This window comes from Streptomyces cellostaticus, from assembly GCF_001513965.1.
GTDB classification, from domain to species: domain Bacteria; phylum Actinomycetota; class Actinomycetes; order Streptomycetales; family Streptomycetaceae; genus Streptomyces; species Streptomyces cellostaticus.
Map to the genome: position 1 here is coordinate 76,852 of NZ_KQ948039.1, position 22,688 is coordinate 99,539.

Here is a 22,688-nt window from a genome sequence, read left to right on the forward strand (position 1 = left end):
CAGCGGGTGAAGGAGAAGGACGGCGGGTGGGGCGCTGTCGATCCGGTACTGGAGCGTCATGCGGACGGTCGGGTCGCTCCCAAGGGTGCGGTAGTGGACCTGTCCTTCTCCGGCGGTGGGTCGGGATCGGACATGATCCTGCTAGGCAAGGACGGACGATCGGTCACCCTCGGCTGGCCTGGAGCCCTGCCGGCACCGACCCTGAACGGTGCGACAGCGACTTATGCCAATGTCTTCGACGGGGTGAACCTGCAGCTGACAGCCACGGCTGAGAGCTACCGGGAAGTTCTTGTCGTCAAGACGCCCGAGGCGGCGCAGAACCCGGCATTGGAACAGGTCAGGCTGACCGCGTCCGGGGACGGCCTGTCCGTGGTGTCGGGGGCCGGCGGCGGTCTACGAGCCATCGATGAAAACGGCAATGCCGTTTTCCGTGGCCCGGCCGGCCAGATGTGGGACTCGGCTGGTGACAGCGGATCAGGCCCGCAAACCCAGTTGATGCGTGCTGACGCTGGGGGACCCGCGCAGGGGCAGGCGCACGATGATCCGTCGCAGCCGGGGGACGGCGATGCCACTGCGGTGCTGCCCGTGAAGGTCGATGACGGCACAGTCGCCGTGCACCCCGACCTGGGCCTCCTGCGCGGCAAGAACACCGTTTACCCCGTCTACATCGACCCTTCGGTCGGCCTGGGCGTCTCAGAACGCACGAAGATCTCCTCGGACGGCGACAAGTTCTGGATGTTCGACGGGGACAAGGGTGTCGGCAAGTGCGGCAATGCTGACGGCTACTACTGCGGCGATGGCTACGTCGACCGCATGTACTTCGAGTTCGCCCCGACCAAGCTGGCCGGCAAGCACGTCCTCGACGCCACCTTCCGGGCCCATGAGACGTGGTCGTTCAACTGCGAACCCCACTGGCTGGACCTGGTCCGCACCGACAACATCTCCGAAGGCACCCGATGGCCCGGCCCCAAGCAGCTGGACTTGATGGGCGACCAGAACGTCGCGGCGGGCCGTGGCAAGCTGTGCAGCCCGGATCAGCCCGACAAGTGGATCGAGTTCAACGACAGCGCCAAGGAATCGGACGAGAACCTCACAGGTACCGTCCGCTCCTTCGCCAACGGCAAGATCAGTCGGCTCACCCTTATGCTGCGGGCCAAGGACGAAAGCGACACGCGAGCCTGGAAACGCTTCGACGACAGCGCCGAGCTACAGGTCAAGTTCGCCTACAAGCCCGGCGTGCCCACCGACGTCAGCATCTTTCCCGGCGACAGCGCCACCACCTACTGCGAGAAATCCTCCACCGATCCCCTCATCGTGACCCGCAAGGATCCCATGATGCAGGCCCGGATACAGACGTTGGTGCAGCCACACAAGGGTGAACCGGCAGCCGCGCTTCAGGCCGAGTATGTGGTTGAGCGCGGTGATGACGCGGCCTGGCATCAGGTGTGGACGGATCACATGCCCGATACGGGCTGGCATGGTGACGGGACGCCGGAGAAGACGCGGATCAGTGAGCGCGCCGAGGGCGGTCTGTACCGCTACAGGGCCCGCACCCAGTCTCACTGGTCGTACGACGGCAAGAGCGGTGATCTGTGGTCGCCCTACAGCTCCTGGTGCTACTTCAAGGTCGACTCAAGTGCGCCCAAGGCACCCCGCATCACTGCAGGCTCCCCCTATACCGAATGCGGCACCGTCTGTGAGGGCAAGGGTGGACCCGGGGTGCCGGGTGCCTTCACCTTCCAGCCCAACACCGCTGACGTCAAAGGCGGGCACACCGACGTCACGGCCTATGAGTGGAAGCTGCTGTCCACACCTGCCCGGCAGGTCACAGGCGGGATCAAAGCCGACGTCAAGGACGTGACACCACCGCTCTCGGGGACACAGGTGCTGTCAGTGCGGGCCAAGGACGTCTACAAACGGTGGGGAGCGTACGCGGAGTTCACCTTCAAGGTGACTCCGGCCGCCGGAGCCGTCGGCCGCTGGCACTTCGACGACGCAGCACCCGGCTCGCAAGCCACGGTGGCCAAGGACACTGCCACGGAGGGCACCCGGCACGACGCCACGCTCTACACCACACACGCCGGCTGGTCGACTCTCGGACGCCGGGGAGAGCCCGACTACTCGCTGTACCTCAACGACAGCAGCACCGACGCCACGCGGGACGGTTATGCGGCCACTTCAGCACCGGCGGTGAACACCAAGGACTCCTTCACCGCCTCGGCCTGGGTCTACCTGACCGACGCCTCGCAGAACCATGTGGTGCTGTCGGCACCGGGCACGAACGCCTCGGCCTTCACGCTGTACTACTCACCGAGCTATAAGAAGTGGGTGTTCAACCGCACTGCTGCCGACGTCAAGGACAACCCGGTCTATTTCCGGTCCGTGGCCGACGCCGGGCCGCCGCCGCTGAATGTGTGGACGCATCTGGCAGCCGTCTTCGACACCAAGGGTGATGCAGACAAGACGAACGACACCATCCAGCTGTTCGTCAACGGCCGTCCGCAGGGCAAGCCGGTGGTGCTGAACGATCTGTCCACCTCATACCAGCCGTGGACATCCTCGGCCGGCCTGCAGTTCGGCCGCTCGCGGGTCGGCGGCGACTGGGGAGAGAACTTCCGCGGCCGCATCGATGAGGTCTCGGTGTGGCAGTACGCGCTCAGCCCTGAGCAGATTGCTCAGGAGGCGCAGCTGATGCAGGACGATGCGGTGGCCAACGAACTCGTTGCGGACTGGGATGCCTCCTCCTCCACCGGCACCCAGGTCAAGGAAATCTCCCCCTACCCCGCGCCGGCGCTGGCGCTGTCGTCCACCGGTGCAGTGCTGGACGAGGACAACAACACCCTCGTCCTGGACGGAACATCGGGCTACGCCTCGGCGGCCGGCCCGGTGACTGACGAGACCGGCTCATTCACCGTCTCCGCCCACGTGAGGCTGGATGCCGACAAGCTGGCGTCCAAACCGGTCGGCTACCAGGCCCAAGTGGCGGGACAGGCGATCGGCGACGAGTCCTCGTGGGCCCTGTGGGTGGTCAAGTCCGCAGCCGGCACCTACCAGTGGAAGTTCACCCGCACCGCCGTCGGACCGGACGGCAAGGTCACTCAGAGCGCGGAGGTGGCAGCCGGCGATCCCGCCGAGGTGAACACCGGGGTGGACGTCACCGGTGTGTTCGACGCCCAGGAGACGTGGCAGCAGACCGACCCGGCCGATTCCTCCAAGGCCGAGGACCATATGGGCCGACTGCACCTGTACGTGGGTGGCCTTGAGCAGCACGGCGAGGACAAGGGCGAGGACAAGTCCGGGTTCTCTGCCATCCAGCAGGGCACCGGCGCGCTGTCCGCGGGCAGGGGAGCAGCCGGCGGGTCCACGGGGTACTACCTGCCCGGCTCGCTGGAATCACTCAGAGTATGGACCGGCGCGATGAGTGCCGACCAGATCCGCTCCCAGGTGCTGGACACGCCGGCCGCCTGACGCCTGACACACAGTCACCAGACTGTAGGCGGCCCGCTCTCTGAGCGGGCCGCCCGACACCTGGCGTTTGAAAACGCCGCCTCATCTCCTTCACCTTCTCTCAACGGCACGCGCCCGGCGTGACACAGCCAGGCGCCGCGTAGGAAGACCCCCCATGAAATCCTTTGGCATACCCTGGCCGACACCAGGCCGCAGGGGCAGAGACAGAACACGCTGGCTCCGTTCCATCGCCGCGACCACGGGCCTGGCACTCCTGCCCGGCCTGCTCACTCCCGTCGCCTTCGCCGCGGACACCGACCCCTTGGGACGTCCGCACCTGAAGGCATCACAGGCCACCAAGGTCAGCCCCTTCACCGCCAAGGTGAACAAGAAGGCAGCAGCCGAAGCACGCAAGGCCGCCGAGGCCGACCGGACGGCGGCCGCCCGAGCTCGCCACGATCAGCAGCGCGAGGTCACCTGGCCGAACGCCGGCAAAGCGTCGCTGACCGTCCCGGACAAGGGAACCGCCAAGGCTCACCCGGGCTCCCTGCCCGTCACTGTGACCGCTCCCGGCAAGGGAGAAACGGCCAAGTCCGTCACGGTCGAGGTCCTCGACCAGAAGACTGCTGCCAAGCTCGGCGTCAAGGGAGTGGTCCTCAAGCTCACCGGCCCCGAGACCGGCGGCAGGGCCCGCTTCGGCATCGACTACTCCGCCTTCGCCGCAGCGTACGGCGGTGACTGGGCCGGCCGTCTGCAACTGACGCGTCTGCCGAACTGCGCCGCGAAGGATCCGGCTGCTGCGAAGTGCCGCAAGCGCGTGGTCCTGGACTCCGTCAACAACCGTGACAAGGACAGCATTTCCGCCCCGGTGGCCCTCGCGTCCGGCGGGCAGCCGATGCTGCTGGCCGTCGCGGCGGGCACCAAGTCCGGCGCCGGTGACTACAAGGCGACGCCGCTTTCTGTTTCCTCGACATGGGAGGCCGGCGGCTCCTCCGGCTCGTTCACTTGGTCGTACCCCCTTCGTGTGCCACCGGCTGCCGCCGGCCCGCAGCCGGACCTGTCGATCTCGTACGACTCGGGCAGTGTCGACGGCCAGACGGCGAACTCGAACAACCAGGGCAGCCAGGTTGGCACGGGCTTCGACCTGACCTCGTCCTACGTCGAGCGCAAGTACGGCTCTTGCGACGACGACGGCCAGGACGGCAAGTACGACCTGTGCTGGAAGTACGACAACGCCTCGCTCGTCCTCAACGGCCAGGCCACCGAGCTGGTCAAGGACGACGAAAAGGGCACGTGGCGGCTGAAGGACGACGACGCCTCCACCGTCACCCACTCCACCGGTGCCGACAACGGTGACGACGACGGCGAGTACTGGACGGTCATCACCGGAGACGGCACCAAGTACGTGTTCGGCCTGAACAAGCTCGACGGGGCCGGCGCGGACGACCGCACGCAGTCGGTGTGGACGGTGCCCGTCTTCGGCGACGACGAGGGCGAACCCGGCTACACCAGCGGGGACTCCTTCTCCGGCCGGCACAAGAAGCAGGCCTGGCGCTGGAACCTCGACTATGTCGAGGACACCCACGGCAACGCCGAGTCGTACTGGTACACCGCCGAGCACAACAACTACGACATGCTCGGTGACGACAACACCGGCACTGACTACGTCCGCGGTGGCTACCTGAAGGAGATCCGCTACGGCCAACGTGCCGGCTCCCTCTTCTCCGGCACGCCGGCAGCCTCGGACAAGGTCGTCTTCTCCTACGACGAGCGCTGTGATCCCACGGTTGCCAAGTGCGACTCGCTGACCAAGGACACGCGGGACAACTGGCCGGACGTGCCGTTCGACGCGATCTGCAAGGACGGCGACAAGTGCACCGGCAACGTCGGCCCGACGTTCTTCACCCGTAAGCGCATGACGGCGATCACCACCTCCGCCTGGAACGCGGCGGCTTCCACTCCCGCCTTCGAGCCGGTCGACGTCTGGTCCCTCAAGCAGGAGTACCTGGACCCAGGCGACACCGGTGACTCGACCGACGAGTCGCTGTGGCTGGACGAGATCCGGCACACCGGCAAGCGGGGCACTGACCTCTCCCTCGACCCGGTCAAGTTCGACCACGACATGTTGCCCAACCGCGTCGACGGCAAGGCCGACAACATCCTGCCGCTGAACAAGCCCCGCCTGAAGACCGTCACCTCCGAGACCGGCGCTCAGACCATCGTCACCTACATGGACGCCGACTGCACCGCAGGCGGCACCAAGCCCAAGCTGGACGAGAACACCAAGCGCTGCTACCCGGTGTACTGGTCGCCCAACGGCGAGAAGGAACCGACGCTCGACTGGTTCCAGAAGTACCCGGTCAGCTCGGTATCCACCACCGACCCCCACGGCGGCTCGGAAGCCGTACAGCACAGCTACCGGTACACAGGCGGCGGCGCCTGGCACTACGACGAGGACCCGCTGACTCCCGCCAAGGAGCGCACCTGGTCCATCTGGCGCGGCTACCGGCAGGTCACCCACCTCACCGGCATCTCCACCGGCACGCAGAGCAAGGAGACCACGGTCTACCTGCGCGGCATGAACGGCGACCGCGTGCTCGGCCCGGACGGCAAGACACTCGACCGTGACAAGCGCAAGACCGTCACGGTCTCCGGAATCAAGGCCGCCGAGATCACCGACTCCGAGCAGTACGCGGGCTTCCCCCGCGAGTCGGTGACCTACAACGGCGACACCGAAGTCAGCGGCACGATCAATGACCCATGGTCGAAGCGGACGGCGACCCAGCACAAGTCGTACGCGGACACCGAGGCGTACTACGTACGCACCGCCGCCACCCGCACCCGCACCGCCATCACCAGCAAGCTCACCCCATTCGACCGGGTGCACACGGTGAAGACGACCTACGACGACTACGGCATGGCCGAGACCGTCGAGGACGAGGGCGACGACGCGGCCACGGGTGACGAGAAGTGCACCCGCACCTGGTACGCCCGCAACGACGACAAGGGCATCAACATCAACTCCCTTGTCTCCCGCACCCGTACGGTCGCCGCATCCTGCGCGACCGCGGACTCGGCGCTTGACCTGCCCGCCGACTCCAAGCGCGCGGGCGACGTCATCTCCGACACAGCCACCGTCTACGACGACACCTCAGCCACCACGTGGTCGGCATCGCAGAAGCCCACCAAGGGCGACGCCACCTGGAAGGGACGCGCCAAGGGCTACGGCAGCGACAACGCCCCTGTCTGGCAGAAGGTGTCCAAGACGACGTACGACACCCTTGGACGTCCCAAGATCGTCACCGACACCAACGACCGCCCGGTGTCCTCGAGCACCTACGTGCCGGCGGACTCGGGCCCGCTGACGTCGACAGAGGTTGCAGACGCCAAGACGTACAAGACCACCACGGCCCTGGACTTCGCGACCGGCGCGACGCTGAAGGTCACCGACCCGAATAACAAGGTCACTGAGAGTGAGTACGACAGCCTCGGCCGTATCACCAAGCTGTGGCTGCCCAACCGCTACAAGGTGCTGAGCCAAAACCCCAACTACGTCTACAACTACAACGTCACCAGCTCGGACATGTCCTGGGTCTCCACCCAGACCGTCAAGAACGACGGCTCGGGCTACAACACCACCTACGAGTTCTACGACTCGCTGCTCCGCTCGCGCCAGATCCAGACGCCGACCCCGCAGGGCGGCCGACTCATCTCGCTGACGCTCTACGACGCACGAGGCCTCGCCGTCAGCCAGCAGTCCGACATCTGGGACAGCACCTCACTGCCCAGCTCCAAGGACGCGGAGGTCTCCGGAGGTCAGGCGCCCGTCCAGACCGACACGACCTACGACGGGGCGGGCCGGCCGACGAAGGCGGTGACGAAGGTCCACGGCGACACCCGCTGGACGACCGACACCACCTACACAGGTGACACCGTCACCACCACTGCCCCGACCGGCGGCCAGGCGACCGCAGTGGTCACCAACGCGCTCGGCCAGACGACCCAGCGCCGCGAATACGCGGGCCCCACACCGACCGGCACGAACTTCACGACGACCGATTACACGTACACCCCGGCCGGGCAGCAAGAGACGGTCACCGGCCCCGACCAGACCAAGTGGTCGTACACCTACGACCTCTTCGGCCGCCAGGTCACCGCGACCGACCCCGACAAGGGGAAGACCGCGACGGCGTACAACGACCTCGACCAAGTCGTCAGCACCACCCCGAGCAGCGACGCCTCGAAGAAACTGCTGTACGAGTACGACGAGCTGGGCCGCAAGACGGGCATGTGGCAGGCCGACAAGAGTGACGCCAACAAGCTCGCCGCCTGGGGCTTCGATGAAGTGGCCAAGGGCCAGCAGGACACCGCCACCCGCTACGACGGCGGCGTGACCGGAAAGGCGTACACCGAGAAGGTCACCACCTTCGACGCGATGTACCACGCCACCGGCAGCAAGCTCATCCTGCCCGACACCGAACCCCTCGTCTCGGGCGGCTACGTGCCCAAGACGCTGTCGTTCATCACCGGCTACAACCTCGACGGGGCGATCAGCCAGTACTCCGCACCGGCAGCGGGCGGCCTGCCCGCCGAAGCGGTCTCTTACACCTTCAACGCCCTTGGCCAGCAGCTGACCTCGAAGGGCACGACGGGCTACCTGCAGGGCGCGGCCTTCTCTCCTCAGGGCGACCTGCGCCAGCTCACCCTGGGCAAGGACGGCTCGTTCTCGGGGAAGAAGGCGTACCTGACCTGGGACTACGAAGAGGGGACCCGCCGCCTCACCCGCTCCTACGTCACCGACGACGTGCACGGCTACATGCCGCAGGAGCTGAAGTTCACCCAGGACGACGCCGGCAACGTCACCTCCATCTTCGACGCCACCACCCAGGGCGGCACGGCCAAGGCCGACAACCAGTGCTTCGCCTACGACGGCAACCGCCGCATGAGCGAGGCCTGGACACCGAAGACCGCGGACTGCTCGGCCTCCGGCCGCACGGCTTCCAACCTCGACGGCGCAGCCCCGTACTGGACGTCGTACACCTACAACGACGCCGGGCAGCGCAAGACCGAGACCCAGCACACCACGTCGGGCGACAAATCCACGACGTACACCTACAACGACACCACCGACAACAAGCCGCACACGCTGGACAAGACGACCGGCGCCCGCTCGGCCACCTACTCCTACGACAGCAGCGGCAACACCACCTCCCGCCCCGGCCCGACCGCCCAGCAGAGCCTGGTGTGGAACACTGAGGGCGACCTCGCCAAGCTCACCGAGGGCACAAAGGAGACCAGCTACCTCTACGACGCCAACGGCGAGCTGCTGATCCGCCGAGCCAAGGGAGACGGCGAAACCGTCCTCTACCTGGGCGCCGGCACGGAACTCCACCTCACCACCAAGGGCACCACGAAGACCGCGTCCGGCACCCGCTCCTACACGGCCAACGGCCAGACCATCGCCGTCCGCACAGCCGTCGCCGGAGTCTCCGGTACAAAGCTCAGCTTCCTGGCCGCCGACCACCACGGCACCTCCAGTATCGCCCTCGACGCGAGCACGTACGCGATCACCAAGCGCTACAGCACTCCGTTCGGCGCCCCACGGGGCACAAAACCCACGTCCTGGCCCGACGACAAGGCCTTCCTGGGCAAACCAGCCGACGATGCATCCGGCCTGACCCACGTCGGGGCTCGCGAATACGACCCCACCATCGGCCAGTTCATCAGCGTCGACCCGCTCCTGACCCTGGACCAGCACCAGTCACTCAACGGCTACGCCTACGCCAACAACACACCGGTCACCTCCAGCGACCCCTCCGGTCAGGGCGTTTGCACGATGGACGGGATGTGCGGTGGCACGAAGTCGGTCGAAGAGTGGGAAAAGAAGCGCGCGCAACGGAGCCACGGGCACACGAATTACGGCGGGACCACTGATCAAGGCGGTACGGCGCCCACGACCAGCTCTGGAGATGTCGGCTCCGGCTACAACGGCATGCTCTGTGCGCGAACTGGCCTGCCGCAGTACTGCAGCGGCCCGGTTACGGGTCCTGGTGACAGCAAACAAAACACGGGCACCCTATATTTCCCTGATACAGGGTGGTATGGACCGCAGCCGGAGATTAGCTTTAGAGAGCTGATTAGGCAGATCATCGATGGTCCCGTATGTAACCCCGGGTATCCGTGCGAAAATGGAAAGATCGGCATAGTTCCGCTGGTTCCTGAAGGGCCGTTTGGTCGCCCTCCCATGCCGGGTCCTCGCAGGATGCCCATGGGCTTTTCAAATTCCGCAGAGTTCCAAGCCTTCAAGTCTGAGCTTGCGGGGGGATTGCAACAGGCCGGGTATGAAGATGTAACTCCGATCATGCAGGGAAGCTCCGTTACAGGTAAGAGCTTCAAGAGCGGGCGGCCATTTGGATCGCACAGCGACTTCGATGTGGCTTTGGCGAGTTCGGATTTGCTGGATCGCGCCAAGCAGGCAGGCATTCCGTTGCGCTCACAAGGTACCCGCACCGGCCCTCTTGAGCCCGGCGATCTGGCCGCGCTGGGGCTTCGCGATCTGAGTAAATCTCTCAGTAAGCAAGCAGGTGGACGTGATGTTCACTTCATGGTGTACGGAACAATCGGAGGTGCAACGAGCCGAGCGCCGAGTATCATCATGAAGCCATAGCGTTAGTTCAGGAGTAGCGTAAGTGAAGTACCTTGTGTACGGAATGCAATCCGCAGTGATATCGGATGCGATGTCTCTCGTCAGTCGAGTACTGGGCGTTGCATTCGAAGTGAGAGAGAGTTCCTATAAGGGGGGGGAATATTATCGATACGTTGACCAAGCGGGGTGGGATATCTCCATCCAGTCTCACTGGCGTGATGAGGACGGAATTTTGGCTAAGCCGGAATTTCCGCAGTGCTCGGTCCTCGTTTACGTAAACGAGGTTCCTCGGGAGGTGGAGGAGAAGATGGATTCAATTCCTTCACTGTCCAAGCTTCAATCCCGAGTTATCTAGGCAGGGTGAGATGGTTTCCGGCGATCGAGGTGAAGAAGTCCTTGGTCGCCGGAAGCTTACTTGTATCTGAGCAAGCGAGGGCTTCTTGGCGTTTATCGTCCGTGAGTTTGGCACGCTGGCCCTTTGTGTTCGGCGAGGCGGATCGTTAACCGTCCGCCAGCTCTTCCGCCGGCTGCGGGTGTCGCAGGGTCTGCCGGAGCGCGCCTTCCACGTCGTATGGGGCCAGTCCTGTCTCTGCCGCGTGCGTCGTGAAGGCCTCGCGGGGATGTGGAGGAGGCCCGGGGCAGCGGCCGCGTACGCGCCGGTGATGGACGGGCGGGCCGGTGGCGGGGGTATTGGCGGGTGTCTTGTCCGTATGACCGCTCGTCGGCAGAGAGCCGAGAATTGCGATAAAGGAGGCCGCGCTGGTCTGCTGGACGGTGCAGTTCAGGGCAGAGCCGAGGCCCTCCTTCTCCGGGGGATGTGCTCATCAGGGCGCCGACCGTGGCGCATGATTGCCTGCTCGCGGCAGACCAGGGCTGAGTTCATAACCCGGCTGCTGCTCACGGCTCAGCAAGCCGCGATCGGTCACGGCGACCTCGGTGCCGCGTACGCTGGGCCGCCGCTGCCCTCCCCGCAGCACAAAGCCAAGTTCGTTCACGCTTGGACGCCGTACTCGGCTGACCGGCCCAGCCGCTTGCTGCGTCAGACCAAGCCTAGATCGCTTGCAAGCGATTCTTGGAAGGCTCTCCAAGTGGACGGGGTGACATGCAGGGACGGGCCGGTGGGGTGTTTGGAGTCGCGGATGGCGACTGTGGTGGGGATGTTGGTGGCTATTTCGACGCACTCTCGATCAGGGTTGCTGTAACTGGACTTGCGGTACTGGAAGTCGGGCACGGCTCAGAATTCCTTACGGAGTCGGTGGATGAGCGAGACGGAGTCCTGTTCGCTCAGGGAACATCCAGCGGTCGTCTCGAACAACTCGTCGTGGGCCGCGGTGCCTTCACCGCCTTCGATCCACAGGCGGGTGAAGGGGATCTCCAGGTATACGACGTCCATGGCTCCGGGCTCGGCGAACGAGATGATGTTGAACGAGCTGTTCAACCCCCTGTGCGGGCCTGCGCTGAAGGGGTAAATCAGCAGCGTGATGTTCGGTTGTTCGGCCATCTTCGCAAGGTGGTCGAGCTGTCCGCGAGCGGCTTTCGGGCCGCCGGGGAGGTTCCGCAGGACGGCCTCGTAGATCACCGTTCGAAGCGTGAGGGGAGGATCCTCCGTGAGGCGACGCTGCCGTGCCAGGCGTGCCGCTACGAACTCCTCGTCCTCTGCCGTGCTCTCCGACGCCCCGCCTCTCAACGCAACAACGTAGTCAGGGGTTTGGAGCAGCCCCGGTACGAACGCCGGCTGCCATGCCTTGATTGCGGTGGCGGCGTTCTCCAGTGACACGTACTCCTGCATGTCGCCCAGGGTCGTGTAGTCGTTCCACCAGCCTTTGGCTTTGCGTCGATCGCGGTCGACCCTGGCCAGTTCCAAGAGGCCGCCGACCGTTCCAGGGTCGCGGACGCCGTACAGCTCGCACAGCGCGCGGATGTCCGGGTCACGCATGGGTACCCAGCCGCGCTCCATCTTCGTGACCTTTGTGATGGACGAGGTCAGAGCCCTGGCGGCATGACTTTGCGTCAGTCCGGCCGCGGTGCGCAGCTTGACGAGCTCGCCGCCCAGGCGACGCCCCAATACCGAGGATGTGCTGTTGCCCAACATCGGTTGACCTGTGGTCATGTTGTGCTCCTCCTGGCGTCAGTGCGCTGCCAGTCTGGCGTGATCGCGATCCGCCCTGCAACTCGTAGGGATTAATTTTTCCGAGACTAACTTGTCCGCAACTCGGCGAGCCCCTACCTTCAGTGACGTACCAATCACAGAGCAGTGGAGGTGCGCGGCATGACCGCCCCCGATACGCCCCTGCGTCACGACCGTGTCGACTACGCCCCGTTCTCGAAGAGCGTCACCCTGGCCCGCCGAAGAGCCCGTCGCCTCCTCACCGAGTGGGGACACCCCGAACTCGCGGCTGACACCGCCCTGTTGGTATCCGAGCTGGGCGGCAATGCCGTACTCCACGGGTGCCTCCGCGACCGGCTCTTCCGGGTCGAGCTCGCCCTCACGCAGTGGGCGCTGCGGATCTCCGTGTCGGATCCGAAGGGGGAGTTATGGCCGAACCTGCGGGAGGCGACCGCGGACGAGAGTTTCGGGCGTGGGCTGCTGATCGTCGGGCAGGTGGCAGACCGCTGGGGAGTGTGCGAGCTGACCGCCGGCAAGGTCGTCTGGGCCGAGCTGGACGTCGTACGCCAGACGGTTCCAGCCCGCTACGGTGACGGCAGCGAACCACCGCGACCGAGGAGGACGACCATGGCCGAACCGCTCAAGACCTTCGTCAACGGCGTCGAGGTCGAGGTCCCCAACAGCATCTCCGACATCCGCGCAGCCCTCCCCGAGGGGCGGCGCGAGGAGTTCGACCAGGCCATCAATGAGGCCGGGGTGCACGACATCCACGCGGTGATGCGGCACTGGATGCTCGAAGCCGTCCCCGACCCGGAGGCGGAGGCGCTGCTTCAGAGGCTCGCGGCGGACGAGGCCGAGAGGCGGGGTGTCGCTTGAGCTACCGCATCGCCTATGCCTCGCCCGCCGACGACACCCTGGCCAAGATGCGGAACGCCGATGCGTTCAGGGAGGCGATGGCGGGCACCATCGGCCGGGATCCGTACGGGCACGGGTCGACCGCCGTCAGAGGTGAGCGCGACCGACGCGAGGTCACGGTCCTCGGTGCCATCGTGCTCTATTACGTCTCCGGATCCGTGCTGACCGTGACCGTGGTCAGGCTCATTCCAGGACTCTGACCGGTATGCACAGGGTGCGCGAGGTGGCCGCCCCGGCATGAATTCCGAGGCGGCCACTGTCGCGTGCCAAGGCAGGCTCAGTTCACGTTCACCGCACTCCAAGCCGCCCCCACCGCGTTGTACTCAGCACTCCCCGCGCCGTAGAGGTCCTTGGCCGCGCTGAGGGTGGCCGTGCGGGCGGCCTTGTAGTTCGTGGAGGACGTCATGTAGACCGTCAGCGCGCGGTACCAGATCTTGCCGACCTTGTCGTGGCCGATGCCGGTGACCGTCGAGCCGTTGTAGGTCGGTGAGTCGTAGCTGACGCCGTTGATGGTCTTGGCGCCGCTGCCCTCCGCGAGCAGGTACGCGAAGTGGTTGGCGACGCCCGACGAGTAGTGGACGTCCAGGTTCCCCACCGACGAGCTCCAGTAGTCCGCCGAGTTGCCGTCCTTCGACGGCTTGTCCATGAAGCGCAGGGCCGGCTTGCCGAAGCCGGACTTCACGATCTTCTCGCCGATCAGGTAGTCACCGGGGTCGGAGGGGTTGTTCGCGTACCACTCGACCATCGTGCCGAGGATGTCGGACGTGGCCTCGTTCAGGCCGCCGGACTCGCCCGAGTACGTCAGCGCGGCCGTCTTGGACGTCACGCCGTGCGTCATCTCGTGGCCGGCCACGTCCAGCGCGACCAGCGGACCGAACGTGGTGCCGTCACCGTCGCCGTACGTCATGCAGAAGCAGCTGTCGTCCCAGAAGGCGTTGTTGTAGCTGCTGCCGTAGTGGACGCGGTTGTACGAGCCCTTGCCGTCGTTGCCGATGCCGTTGCGGCCCTGGACGTTCTTGTAGTAGTCCCAGGTCTCGTTGGTGCCGTACTGGGCGTCGACGGCGGCCGAGGAGCGGTCGGAGTTGCTGCCCGTGCCCCAGTGGTTGTCGGCGTCCGTGAACAGGGTCGCGGGGGCCCGGCTGAAGCAGATGCCGAAGAAGCACAGGTCGGTCTTGTTCTCCGCGTCACCGGTGTAGGTGTTGCCGCGGGTGGGGTCCTTCAGCTGGTACGACGATCCGGACTGGGTCGTCTCCAGCGGTACCGTCCCGCTGTAGAGCGACTTGCCGTCGCCGGTGGCCGTCTCGATGCTGTCCCAGGCGTCGATCTGGGCGCCGGTGCGGGCGTCGGTCAGCACGGTGCGGGCGACCGGGTTGCCGAGCGAGTCCTGGCCGACGGCGTTGGTGCGCCAGGCCAGCTTCGGGGTGCCGTGCAGGGCGTCGACCACCAGCTCCGGCCTGGCCTTGATCCGCCTCAGCGTCTCGCCGAGGTTGGCGGCGCGCAGGGCGTTCACCGCGAGGTCGGCGGCCCTGGGGGCCGACAGCTTCGGGGTGATCGAGGGCAGGGATATCAGGTTCCTCGTCGCCCGGTCGGCACCGTGGTACGTGCCGTTCGGCGTCAGGTGAACCACGAAGTCGCCGCCCAGTACTGGGAGTTGGTGGTAGGTGCGGTCGTAGCGGACGTGCTGGATGCCGTTCTTGTCCACGATCACGTCGCGGACGCTGGTGTCCTGCGCGGAGGTCAGGCCCAGACTCGCGGCATGGGCGACGAGGGCCGACGCCGCGTTCTCGATCGCGGTGGCCGGGGTCGGTCTGCCGTCGGCGTGGGCGGCGGGGGAGAGCGCGGCGGCCAGCAGGGTCGCGGTGGTGACGGCGACACCGGCGGTGGCGAGACGACGGGATCCTCGGACGTGCGGACGTATCCGGCTCATCTGTCTCCTTGGGGAGGCGCCTTCGAGGCGTGGGGGCGGCGCTGAAGTTGACTGAGATTTAAGAGCCCCTGACATGTCATGTCCATAGCGCCGACATGGAGATGTGTAACGAGCCAGAGGGGGTTCAGAATCGTTTCCGTGACCACTCCGGACCCCTCGGAACTGCCGTTCTTCGTCTACGGCACCCTGCGCCCCGGCGAGGCGAACCATGACCTCTTCCTGCGCGGCCGCATCCGGACCGAGGCGCCCGCCCGCCTCCAGGGCGCCGTGCTCTACGACGGCCCCGGCTACCCCTACGCCGTCGAGGAACCCGGGGCGGGGACGATCAGCGGCGAACTGGTCACCGCGCTCCCGGAGGCGTACGGCCGCCTGCTCGGCGAACTGGACCGGCTGGAGGAGTACGTGCCGGGCGACCCGCGCAACCTCTACGAGCGGGTCGCCCGGGACGTCGTACGCACCGACGGCACGGCCGTCCGGGCCTGGGTGTACGTGGCCGCCCCGCCGGTCGCCGCCCGGCTCCGCGCCCGGGGCAGGCGCATAGAGAGCGGCGACTGGCTCACCCGGCGCTGACCGGCGTCCCGGCTTCTCACGCAACCCCGATCGGCGCAGCTGCATATGACGCGCGCATGGATCACAGGCAACCTGATGGTGTCGTCGCAAGGCGCGATGCGCGAAAGCGAGGAGGGACAAACGGCCAGTCGGGCAATGGCCAGTCGCCCCCGCCGGGCGAAATGGAACCCGCCCGGCTCACCGCGTCGTCGACGAAGGGCTCGGTCGGCGGCCAGATGAGCGGCAAGGGACGGGCGACCCTCCTCGACAAGTTCGGCACCCCGATCGTGGGCGAGACGATCGTGTTAATCGACTCCGGATCACACGTGGGCGACCCCTTGCTCTGGGGTAAGGCGCTCAGCAACGGCTACGACGCCGTCTACTACGGCAACAGGAAGTACAAGCCCGCGATGGCTCACGCCACTGTCGAGCCCAGCATCTTCTGACACCGCCTCGAACTGCTCCCGCAGCCGTTCGTGATACGGGCCGCGTGGAGGCTCACAGTGCGGACCAGTCACCGCTCTCCACGATCCGCCGCAGCGGCACCTCCTCGTCGGTCTCGGGCAGGTGGAACCCCTCGTACCGGTCTCCGGCGCCGAGCAGTTGCCGCTGTACGGGCGAGAGGTCTGCCAGTCGCCGCGGGGACAGGTCGTACTTCGCCACGGGGCGGATCCACCGGTAGGCGTAGGCGTAGAACAGCGTCGACCTGGTGGTGCCGGAGCGGTTCGCCCCCACCGTGTGCCAGAGGCGGGAGTCGATGACGATCGCGGAGCCCGCCGGGGCGAGGACGGGCACGGATCCAGACGGTTCGGGTCCGGTGGGCTTGGGCGTTTCCGGGCCGGTGTGGGAGCCGGGGATCACGAGAGGGCCGCCGTCCTCGACGCAGGTGATGTCGGTGAGCGGGTAGGACACCTTCACCGAGAGCAGGGGCAGCGGGAAGGGCAGGGTGTAGGTGATGCCCTGCAGGTCCCGGTGCCAGTTGAAGGGGAAGACCACGTCGTCCGGCAGGGACTCGTTCCGGTCGAGGTGCGAGTGGTAGACGAAGATGTTCCAGCCGAGCGCCGCGCACACGGCGGGCATGGTGGTGGCGAGCGCCATCGGTTCGAGGAAGGCGGGCTCCAGTTCCTGGATCGCGAAGAGCACCCGGCGGCGCGGGGTGTAGTAGTCGCGGGCCCGGTCCCGGAACCTCTCCTGCGTCAGGTCTGCCGTCTTGGAGAGCCGTTCCACCTGCTCGGGTGTGAGGGCGTCGGGAATCACCTCGTAGCCGTGTTCCGCGAGCGTGGGCGTCTGCCTGATCGACGTGCTGGTCATGGCCGATCTCCCGTCGACATCCGTCTTTCACGTTTCGTCCGGCGGAAAGTGATGCGGTGCCCGAATCACTATAGAGGCGAGCATCGATAATTACAGAGGGATTCCTTGAATGGCCGAATGTGTGTGGGCGGGTCGCGTTTTCCGGCTCCTTTCCTCTGTGTCACGGTCCTGGACGGTTGGCGCCGAAGGATTTCGGGCAGGGTCACGGAACTCGAACCGTGGAAGAAGTCCAGGGAATCCCGGAGGGCTGGGTGACGAATTCACGCTGGCAGCACCAGGAGGAGATCGAGGGGGTCCGGCTGGACGTCGACCCCGCCCTCGTGGCGAAGAACAGCACGGAGCCCGTCGGCCGGACGACACTGTCCGACGGACGCCCGGCGTGGCTGGTCACGGGGTGGGCGGAGACCCGTCAGGTGTTCACCCATCCGGCCTTCAGCCGCACCCTGGCCACCGGTCTGCGGGACAAGGGTGTCGAACCGACCTTCATGCTCGACATGGACCCGCCCACGCAGTCCCGCATACGGAGCAGGGCCACCCGCGCGTTCACCCACCGGCGCATCGAGCAGCTGCGGCCGAAGTCCGAGCGGATCGCGGACGAGCTGCTCGACGCGCTGGTGGCGGAGGGCGAACCGGCGGATCTCGTGGGGCGGTTCGCCCAGCCCCTGCCGCTGACGGTGATGTGCGACATGCTGGGGGTCCCCGCCCAGGACCGCGCGGTGCTGCACCCGTGGTCGGAGGTGCTGCTCTCGCTGACGGCTCACCGCCAGGAGGAGATCGACTCGGCCTGCGCCGGCCTGGACTCGTACATGGCCGGGCTGCTCCGGCAGCGCCGGGCCGAACCGGCCGACGACCTGCTGTCCGCCCTCGTCCATGATCCGCGACAGCGCGGCGACGACCCCCTCACCGACGACGAGCTGGTGCATCTCGGAGTGAGCCTGCTGGTCTCCGGGTTTCCGGCGACGGCCAGCCAGATCACCAACTTCAGCTATGTCCTGCTGAGCCGGCCCGACCTGTGGCGGCGGCTGCGGGACGATCCGGCACTGGTCCCCGGGGCCGTCGAGGAACTGCTCCGCTTCGTGCCTCTGGGATCCGACGCGGGGCTGCCCCGGGTGGCCACCGAGGACGTGGAGATCGGCGGGCAGCTGATCCGGGCGGGAGACACGGTCATGGTGTCCCGGCCTTCGGCCAACCGTGACCGGGCCGTCTTCTCCCGCCCGGACGAGATCGCCCTCGACCGGGCCGACAATCCCCATCTCGCGTTCGGCTACGGGATCCATCACTGTCTGGGCGTTCATCTCGCCCGGCTGGAACTCCAGGTGGCCATCGGGCGCCTGGTGACCCGCTTGCCGGACCTGCGGATCGCCGTCCCCGAGGACCAGCTGCAATGGCGGACCGGCCTGGTGGTGCGCGGCCTGCGCGAGCTGCCCGTGGCCTGGACCGCGGCCTGACCGGTCGGCCAAGCCGCCCGCCGGCCCGGACCTTGGCGGGCGGCCGCCTCAGACGTGACCGAAGTAGTCGCGGTGCACCACCACCGAGTACGCGTAGTCCAGGAGCGTGCCCCAGCTGAACACCGGCAGGTCGATGCGCCGCTGGACGGCCCGGGCGAACGGCTGCACCGCCCCGCACTCCAGGAGCATCGCGCCCATGTCCGGATGCTGCCGGGCGAACTCCTCGGCCAAGGTGACCAGCTCTGCCTCCACCACCGCGTACTCCGCGTGCCGCGAGGCGGGATCGGGCTCGTCGTACAGGCGGACCAGGGTCGGGCAGTGCCCGGACTCGTAGATGCCGGTGACCGGGTGGCCGCCGTCCGCCGCGATGCCCACCGCCTTCAGGTGATCGTCTGTCAGGTGGCCGCTGAACGCCACCATGAGGCCCACCGTCCGGTGCGCCCCGGCGACGGCCCGGGCCAGCGGAGCCTGCAGCAGACTCGACATGAACACGGGCACGTCGACGGCGTCCGCCACCTCCCGCTGGAAGTACGCGAAGTAACCGCACTCGGCGGCGATCGCCCGGCAGCCCAGGTCCTCGAGCCGGCGCGCGGAGGCGATGACCGGCTCCAGACAGGCCGACTTGTCCTCCGCGAAGATCAGCTCGTCGAAGCCGACTCCGCGGACGATGTCGTACTGGATGGGAAAGGGATACGCGCTGGGATTGCGCATATCACCGGGAAAGCCCGGATACACGTCATCGACCAGCATGATCCCCAGTCCCATGCCGTACGCGCGGTGCTGTTTCCGGGACCGTATTTCGGACAGGCCGGGGTCGCGGGCTCCGTGCCACATGACTTCACCTTTCGGTGGGCGGAAAGAAATGCGTGTGATCGGCGAGAAACGAGACTGTGCGGCGGCCGGAAGCGGTCCTTACGCTGGCCGCATGGATTACGCCATCGCGTTACCTTTCGGCGGGCAGGGTGTGGTGGACGGGGACTGGGTGTGCGAATTCGCCCGGCATGCCGAGTCCTGCGGGTTCGAATCCCTCGTCGCCGCCGAGCACTCCGTCATGGTGAGCGGCACGTCGAGCCGCTATCCCTACAGCCCCACCGGACGTCTCTCGGTCGCCGCGGACAGCCCCGTTCCGGATCCGCTGGAGCTGCTGAGCTACCTCGCCGCGTGTACCACCCGCATCGGGCTCGCGACCGGTGTGCTCATCCTGCCCAACCACCACCCCGTCGTGCTGGCCAAGCGCGCGGCCACCCTCGACACCCTGTCCCGGGGCCGGCTGCGGCTGTGCGTGGGGGTCGGCTGGCTCCGGGAGGAGATCGAGGCGTGCGGTGCGGACTTCGCCACGCGCGGGCGCCGGGCGGCCGAGCAGGTCGAAGTGATGCGCGTGCTCTGGGCGGACACCGGCCCCGAGGGGGCCGCCCACGAAGGGGAGTTCTTCCGGTTCCGGGGAGCGCTGTGCCGCCCCGGCCCGTGGCGGGCCACGGGCGTCCCCGTCCACTTCGGGGGGCACAGCACCGCTGCTGCACGACGAGCCGGCCGGTACGGCGAAGGGTTCCAGCCCCTCGGGGTCGACGAGCCGGAACTGCTGCGGCTGATCGGGGTCATGCGCCGGGAGGCGCAGCGGTACGGCAGGGATCCCGACGCCCTGGAGGTGACGTTGTACCGCGGGCTCACGGAGCTGACGGAGCAGGAAGCCGCCCGGCTGGCGGCGCTCGGCGTGCACCGGATCGTTCTGCAGGTGGGGGAGGAGGCGGACCTGGAACGGCTGAAGGACCGGATGTCCGTCGGCGCGGAACGACTCGTGCGCTGACGCCTCGGCACCGGCCGAGCCGGCTGCGGCCCGGCCGGTGCCGCCGTATCCACGCATGACGAGGGGCCGCCGTCAGCCGGCCGCGCGCCGGCGCGCGGCGAGCCACACACCGGAGCGCGGCCGGAGATTCGCCGCCACCGTCAGCGCCGGTGTGCGCTGCGGATGCGGGGCGAACTCATAACGCTGGAGCGCCTCGGTGAGGATCAGGTGTCCGAGTGTCATCGAGAACTCCCGGGCCACGCAGCCCCGTCTGCCGCTGCCGAACGGTATCCATGCCTGACGGTGCCGGGACGCCGAACGCTCCGGGGCGAACCGCTGCGGGTCGAAGCGTTCGGGCGCCTCCCAGATGCCCGGGTGGGCGTGGATCCGGTGGATCAGTACGACCACGTTGGTGCCTGCGGGGACGGCGACCCCGTCGATGACGTCGTCGCGGGCGGCCCGGCGCTGCACCCAGTACGTGGGCGGGCACAGGCGCAGCGCCTCCTTGAGAACCATACGGACGTACGGCAGGGCGGAGAGATCCTCGAAACGGGGACACCTCCCGGCCAGCACGCCGTCGACCTCGGTGAAGGCGGCCTGCTGGACCTCCGGGTGACGGGCCAGCAGGTGCAGCGCCCAGCTCACCGAGATCGCCAGCGGCTCCGCACCCAGCAGCAGCGACACCGCCTCGTCCCGCAGCCCCTCCGCGTCCAGCTCCCGTTCCGCCGCCGACAGGATGTCGAGCAGTTCCGGTGCGTGCGCCGCCCGGGAGCGGTCCCGGCGGGCGACCACGCCGAGGACGACGTCCTCGATGACCCCGATCGCCTGCCGCTGCCGGCGGCGGCCGGGGAACGGCAGCCAGGACGGCACGACGGAGGCGAGCATCCCCACCCACATGTAGTTCATGATCTGGTCGAACGCCCGGGAGACCCGCCGTATCTCGTGGCCGGTGATCGGCGCCCCGTAGAGCAGCTCGGCAAGTGCCGTGGTGACCGCGGTGGTGACGTGGGGGACCACGTCCAGGCCGGTGCCGGCTCCGTCCGGCGCCGCGGGCCAGGCAGCGGTGTGTGCGTCGACGAGCTGTGCCATGTGGTCGGTCATCGACTTCAGCGCTCCCTGCCGGAACGCGGGGCCGACGAGATCGCGGCGGCTGCGCCAGTGTCCGTCCTCGACGTCGATGGTGGACAGCCCCTGCCCGGTGAGGGGCAGCAGCGTTGCCCTGAATCCGGTGGGACCGCCCTTGTCGACGTAATTGCGCGCGTTCTCGATCAGGACGTGCTGGGCGTGGCGGGGATGGCTGACCGCCACCAGGCCGGTGACACCGAGATCCAGATGGAAGATGTCCCCGTGTTCCCGGTGGGCGTCGGCCCAGAACGACTCCTTTCGCCGTATCAGGTCCGGCAGGCAGCCGAGGACGGGCCAGGAGCCGACGGTGGGGATGGTCCGGACGGCCGTCGCGTGGCCCGTCATATCGCCTTGGTGCCGATCAGGATGCCGTGCGGGGTCCAGGTGGGCAGCTCGATCCGCCGCAGGCCGGTGAAGCCGGCGGTGCGCAGCGACGCCTCGTGCTGCGACCAGGGGTAGATCATGCCTCCCTCGGCCGGCAGCGCGGCGAAGTAGACGCTGTCCAGCGCGGCGATCAGCGGTCCGTCCCCGCTGTCGTCGGACATCGAGTTGAACACGGCCACCCGCCCGCCCGGCGCCAGGGCGTCGTGGGCCTTGCGCAGCAACGCCGTGTTCTCCTCGGGCGTCCAGATGACCAGCTGGTGGGCGAAGAGGACGCAGTCGAAGCCGGTCGGGAAGGGGTCGGCGAAGAGGTCGAGACCGCGTACGGTGATGCGGTCCTCGAGGCCCGCCTGCCGGATGCTCTCCTCGGCCACGGGAACCGAGGAGGGGATCTCCAGGACGGTGACGCGCAGCTGTGGGTTGGCCGTGGCGAGGGCGATCGCGTTGACGGCGTCTCCGCCGCCGCAGTCCAGGAGCGTACGGGACCGGGACAGGTCGAGGTGGCGCACCAGGTGTCGGTTGGCCAGCTGCGACCAGGACCGCATGTAGCGGTAGAAGACCTCTTCCAGGCGCGGGGTCTGCGCCAGGCGGGGATAGAGGTCCTTTCCTTCGCCGGGGATCCGCCGCAGCCCGACGTTGGTGTTGCGCCGCAGCGATTCGGTGAAGTCGGCCTGGCCCTCGTAGACGATGTGCTGCTCGAAGGCGACGGTGTTCACGATGTGGGTCCACTCGCCGCGGTCCATCAGCTCGCCGATCTCGGCCGACAGGCGGCACACGGGGCCGTCGCGGTGGATGAGACGCAGCGCGGCGCAGCCGAGGAGCAGGATGTCGCAGGCACGTTCCTCCAGGTCGAGTGCGGTACGGATCTCCTCTCCGGTGAGCGGCCCCTTTTCCGCCAGCAGATCGAAGAGGCCGAGTTCGCATGCCGCGTTGAGATACTGGAACGCGGCATGCCCGAACAGGATCATGGAAAGTCTGTCCGAGTTCTCCGGGTACACCGAACCGCGCGCGGCGGATTCGGTTCCCGAGAGAGCGGTGCTTTTGACCTG

Annotated in this window: 15 protein-coding genes and 1 pseudogene; 9 read left to right on the forward strand and 7 right to left on the reverse strand. The window is 67.3% G+C overall.

Annotation, left to right across the window (positions count from 1 at the left end; all coding sequences use genetic code 11):
- The first annotated feature begins 735 nt into the window (after window positions 1–735).
- A complete protein-coding gene (locus AQI88_RS33670; protein WP_244184446.1) occupies window positions 736–3,468 on the forward strand; it encodes a laminin G domain-containing protein in 2,733 nt (910 codons plus the stop codon).
- 154 nt (window positions 3,469–3,622) lie between these two features.
- Window positions 3,623–10,114, forward strand: a complete 6,492-nt coding sequence (locus AQI88_RS33675; RefSeq protein ID WP_107118741.1) for an RHS repeat-associated core domain-containing protein — start codon at window positions 3,623–3,625, stop codon at window positions 10,112–10,114.
- A gap of 1,018 nt (window positions 10,115–11,132) precedes the next feature.
- Here AQI88_RS33675 and AQI88_RS43915 read toward each other — a convergent pair.
- Both AQI88_RS43915 and AQI88_RS33685 read right to left on the reverse strand, forming a co-directional pair.
- Complete coding sequence (locus AQI88_RS43915; protein WP_079057973.1) at window positions 11,133–11,324, reverse strand: DUF397 domain-containing protein; 192 nt, start codon at window positions 11,322–11,324, stop codon at window positions 11,133–11,135.
- A gap of 3 nt (window positions 11,325–11,327) precedes the next feature.
- Window positions 11,328–12,203 carry a helix-turn-helix domain-containing protein gene (locus AQI88_RS33685; protein WP_067006617.1) on the reverse strand — a complete coding sequence of 292 codons (876 nt, stop codon included), beginning with the start codon at window positions 12,201–12,203 and terminating at the stop codon, window positions 11,328–11,330.
- 159 nt (window positions 12,204–12,362) lie between these two features.
- Between AQI88_RS33685 and AQI88_RS48875 the strand changes: the two are divergent.
- The 3 genes and pseudogenes from AQI88_RS48875 to AQI88_RS33695 all read left to right on the forward strand — a co-directional run.
- Window positions 12,363–12,734 (forward strand): annotated as a pseudogene (locus AQI88_RS48875) (ATP-binding protein); the annotation flags it as partial.
- 93 nt (window positions 12,735–12,827) lie between these two features.
- Entirely contained in the window at window positions 12,828–13,076 is a 249-nt protein-coding gene (locus tag AQI88_RS33690) for a hypothetical protein (RefSeq protein WP_079057981.1), read from the forward strand.
- Window positions 13,073–13,315 carry a hypothetical protein gene (locus AQI88_RS33695; protein WP_067006620.1) on the forward strand — a complete coding sequence of 81 codons (243 nt, stop codon included), beginning with the start codon at window positions 13,073–13,075 and terminating at the stop codon, window positions 13,313–13,315. Before AQI88_RS33690 ends, AQI88_RS33695 begins: the two co-directional genes overlap by 4 nt.
- 77 nt (window positions 13,316–13,392) lie before the next feature.
- Here AQI88_RS33695 and AQI88_RS33700 read toward each other — a convergent pair whose 3' ends face one another.
- The gene (locus AQI88_RS33700; protein ID WP_067006622.1) at window positions 13,393–15,042 is read right to left on the reverse strand and encodes a M4 family metallopeptidase; all 1,650 of its coding nucleotides are present in this window, start codon (window positions 15,040–15,042) and stop codon (window positions 13,393–13,395) included.
- A gap of 138 nt (window positions 15,043–15,180) precedes the next feature.
- Here AQI88_RS33700 and AQI88_RS33705 point away from each other — a divergent pair, with 138 nt between their 5' ends.
- Together AQI88_RS33705 and AQI88_RS33710 are read left to right on the forward strand one after the other, a co-directional pair.
- Window positions 15,181–15,612 (forward strand): gamma-glutamylcyclotransferase family protein, encoded by a 432-nt coding sequence (locus AQI88_RS33705; RefSeq protein WP_067006625.1) that lies wholly within the window; start codon window positions 15,181–15,183, stop codon window positions 15,610–15,612.
- Window positions 15,613–15,668: 56 nt separating this feature from the next.
- A complete protein-coding gene (locus AQI88_RS33710) occupies window positions 15,669–16,037 on the forward strand; it encodes a hypothetical protein (RefSeq protein ID WP_159050456.1) in 369 nt (122 codons plus the stop codon).
- 52 nt (window positions 16,038–16,089) lie between these two features.
- Here the strand turns inward: AQI88_RS33710 and AQI88_RS33715 are convergent, their stop codons facing one another.
- Window positions 16,090–16,902 carry a phytanoyl-CoA dioxygenase family protein gene (locus tag AQI88_RS33715; RefSeq protein ID WP_067006629.1) on the reverse strand — a complete coding sequence of 271 codons (813 nt, stop codon included), beginning with the start codon at window positions 16,900–16,902 and terminating at the stop codon, window positions 16,090–16,092.
- 251 nt (window positions 16,903–17,153) lie between these two features.
- Here AQI88_RS33715 and AQI88_RS33720 point away from each other — a divergent pair, with 251 nt between their 5' ends.
- Window positions 17,154–18,350 carry a cytochrome P450 gene (locus AQI88_RS33720; protein WP_067006703.1) on the forward strand — a complete coding sequence of 399 codons (1,197 nt, stop codon included), beginning with the start codon at window positions 17,154–17,156 and terminating at the stop codon, window positions 18,348–18,350.
- A gap of 48 nt (window positions 18,351–18,398) precedes the next feature.
- Here AQI88_RS33720 and AQI88_RS33725 read toward each other — a convergent pair whose 3' ends face one another.
- Window positions 18,399–19,184, reverse strand: a complete 786-nt coding sequence (locus AQI88_RS33725) for an aspartate/glutamate racemase family protein (RefSeq protein WP_067006631.1) — start codon at window positions 19,182–19,184, stop codon at window positions 18,399–18,401.
- A gap of 91 nt (window positions 19,185–19,275) precedes the next feature.
- On the opposite strand from AQI88_RS33725, the gene AQI88_RS33730 reads away from it, so the two are divergent.
- Window positions 19,276–20,154, forward strand: coding sequence for an LLM class F420-dependent oxidoreductase (locus tag AQI88_RS33730; protein ID WP_067006634.1), 879 nt, complete (start codon window positions 19,276–19,278; stop codon window positions 20,152–20,154).
- A 72-nt stretch (window positions 20,155–20,226) separates the two neighbouring features.
- On the opposite strand, the gene AQI88_RS33735 is transcribed toward AQI88_RS33730, so the two are convergent.
- Window positions 20,227–21,603: a cytochrome P450 gene (locus AQI88_RS33735; protein ID WP_067006636.1), complete on the reverse strand. Its 1,377-nt coding sequence runs from the start codon at window positions 21,601–21,603 to the stop codon at window positions 20,227–20,229.
- The gene (locus AQI88_RS33740) at window positions 21,600–22,607 is read right to left on the reverse strand and encodes a methyltransferase (protein WP_067006706.1); all 1,008 of its coding nucleotides are present in this window, start codon (window positions 22,605–22,607) and stop codon (window positions 21,600–21,602) included. Before AQI88_RS33740 ends, AQI88_RS33735 begins: the two co-directional genes overlap by 4 nt.
- Between the last annotated feature and the right edge of the window lie 81 nt (window positions 22,608–22,688).

What these genes read in the sequence shown, in the direction of transcription:
- AQI88_RS33670 (WP_244184446.1), top strand. Translation starts at nt 736, where the DNA reads ATGTTCGACGGGGACAAGGGTGTCGGCAAGTGCGGCAATGCTGACGGC.
- AQI88_RS33675 (WP_107118741.1), top strand. Translation starts at nt 3,623, where the DNA reads ATGAAATCCTTTGGCATACCCTGGCCGACACCAGGCCGCAGGGGCAGA.
- AQI88_RS33685 (WP_067006617.1), bottom strand. Translation starts at nt 12,203, where the DNA reads ATGACCACAGGTCAACCGATGTTGGGCAACAGCACATCCTCGGTATTG.
- AQI88_RS33690 (WP_079057981.1), top strand. Translation starts at nt 12,828, where the DNA reads ATGGCCGAACCGCTCAAGACCTTCGTCAACGGCGTCGAGGTCGAGGTC.
- AQI88_RS33700 (WP_067006622.1), bottom strand. Translation starts at nt 15,042, where the DNA reads ATGAGCCGGATACGTCCGCACGTCCGAGGATCCCGTCGTCTCGCCACC.
- AQI88_RS33710 (WP_159050456.1), top strand. Translation starts at nt 15,669, where the DNA reads ATGGATCACAGGCAACCTGATGGTGTCGTCGCAAGGCGCGATGCGCGA.
- AQI88_RS33715 (WP_067006629.1), bottom strand. Translation starts at nt 16,902, where the DNA reads ATGACCAGCACGTCGATCAGGCAGACGCCCACGCTCGCGGAACACGGC.
- AQI88_RS33725 (WP_067006631.1), bottom strand. Translation starts at nt 19,184, where the DNA reads ATGTGGCACGGAGCCCGCGACCCCGGCCTGTCCGAAATACGGTCCCGG.
- AQI88_RS33730 (WP_067006634.1), top strand. Translation starts at nt 19,276, where the DNA reads ATGGATTACGCCATCGCGTTACCTTTCGGCGGGCAGGGTGTGGTGGAC.
- AQI88_RS33735 (WP_067006636.1), bottom strand. Translation starts at nt 21,603, where the DNA reads ATGACGGGCCACGCGACGGCCGTCCGGACCATCCCCACCGTCGGCTCC.
- AQI88_RS33740 (WP_067006706.1), bottom strand. Translation starts at nt 22,607, where the DNA reads ATGATCCTGTTCGGGCATGCCGCGTTCCAGTATCTCAACGCGGCATGC.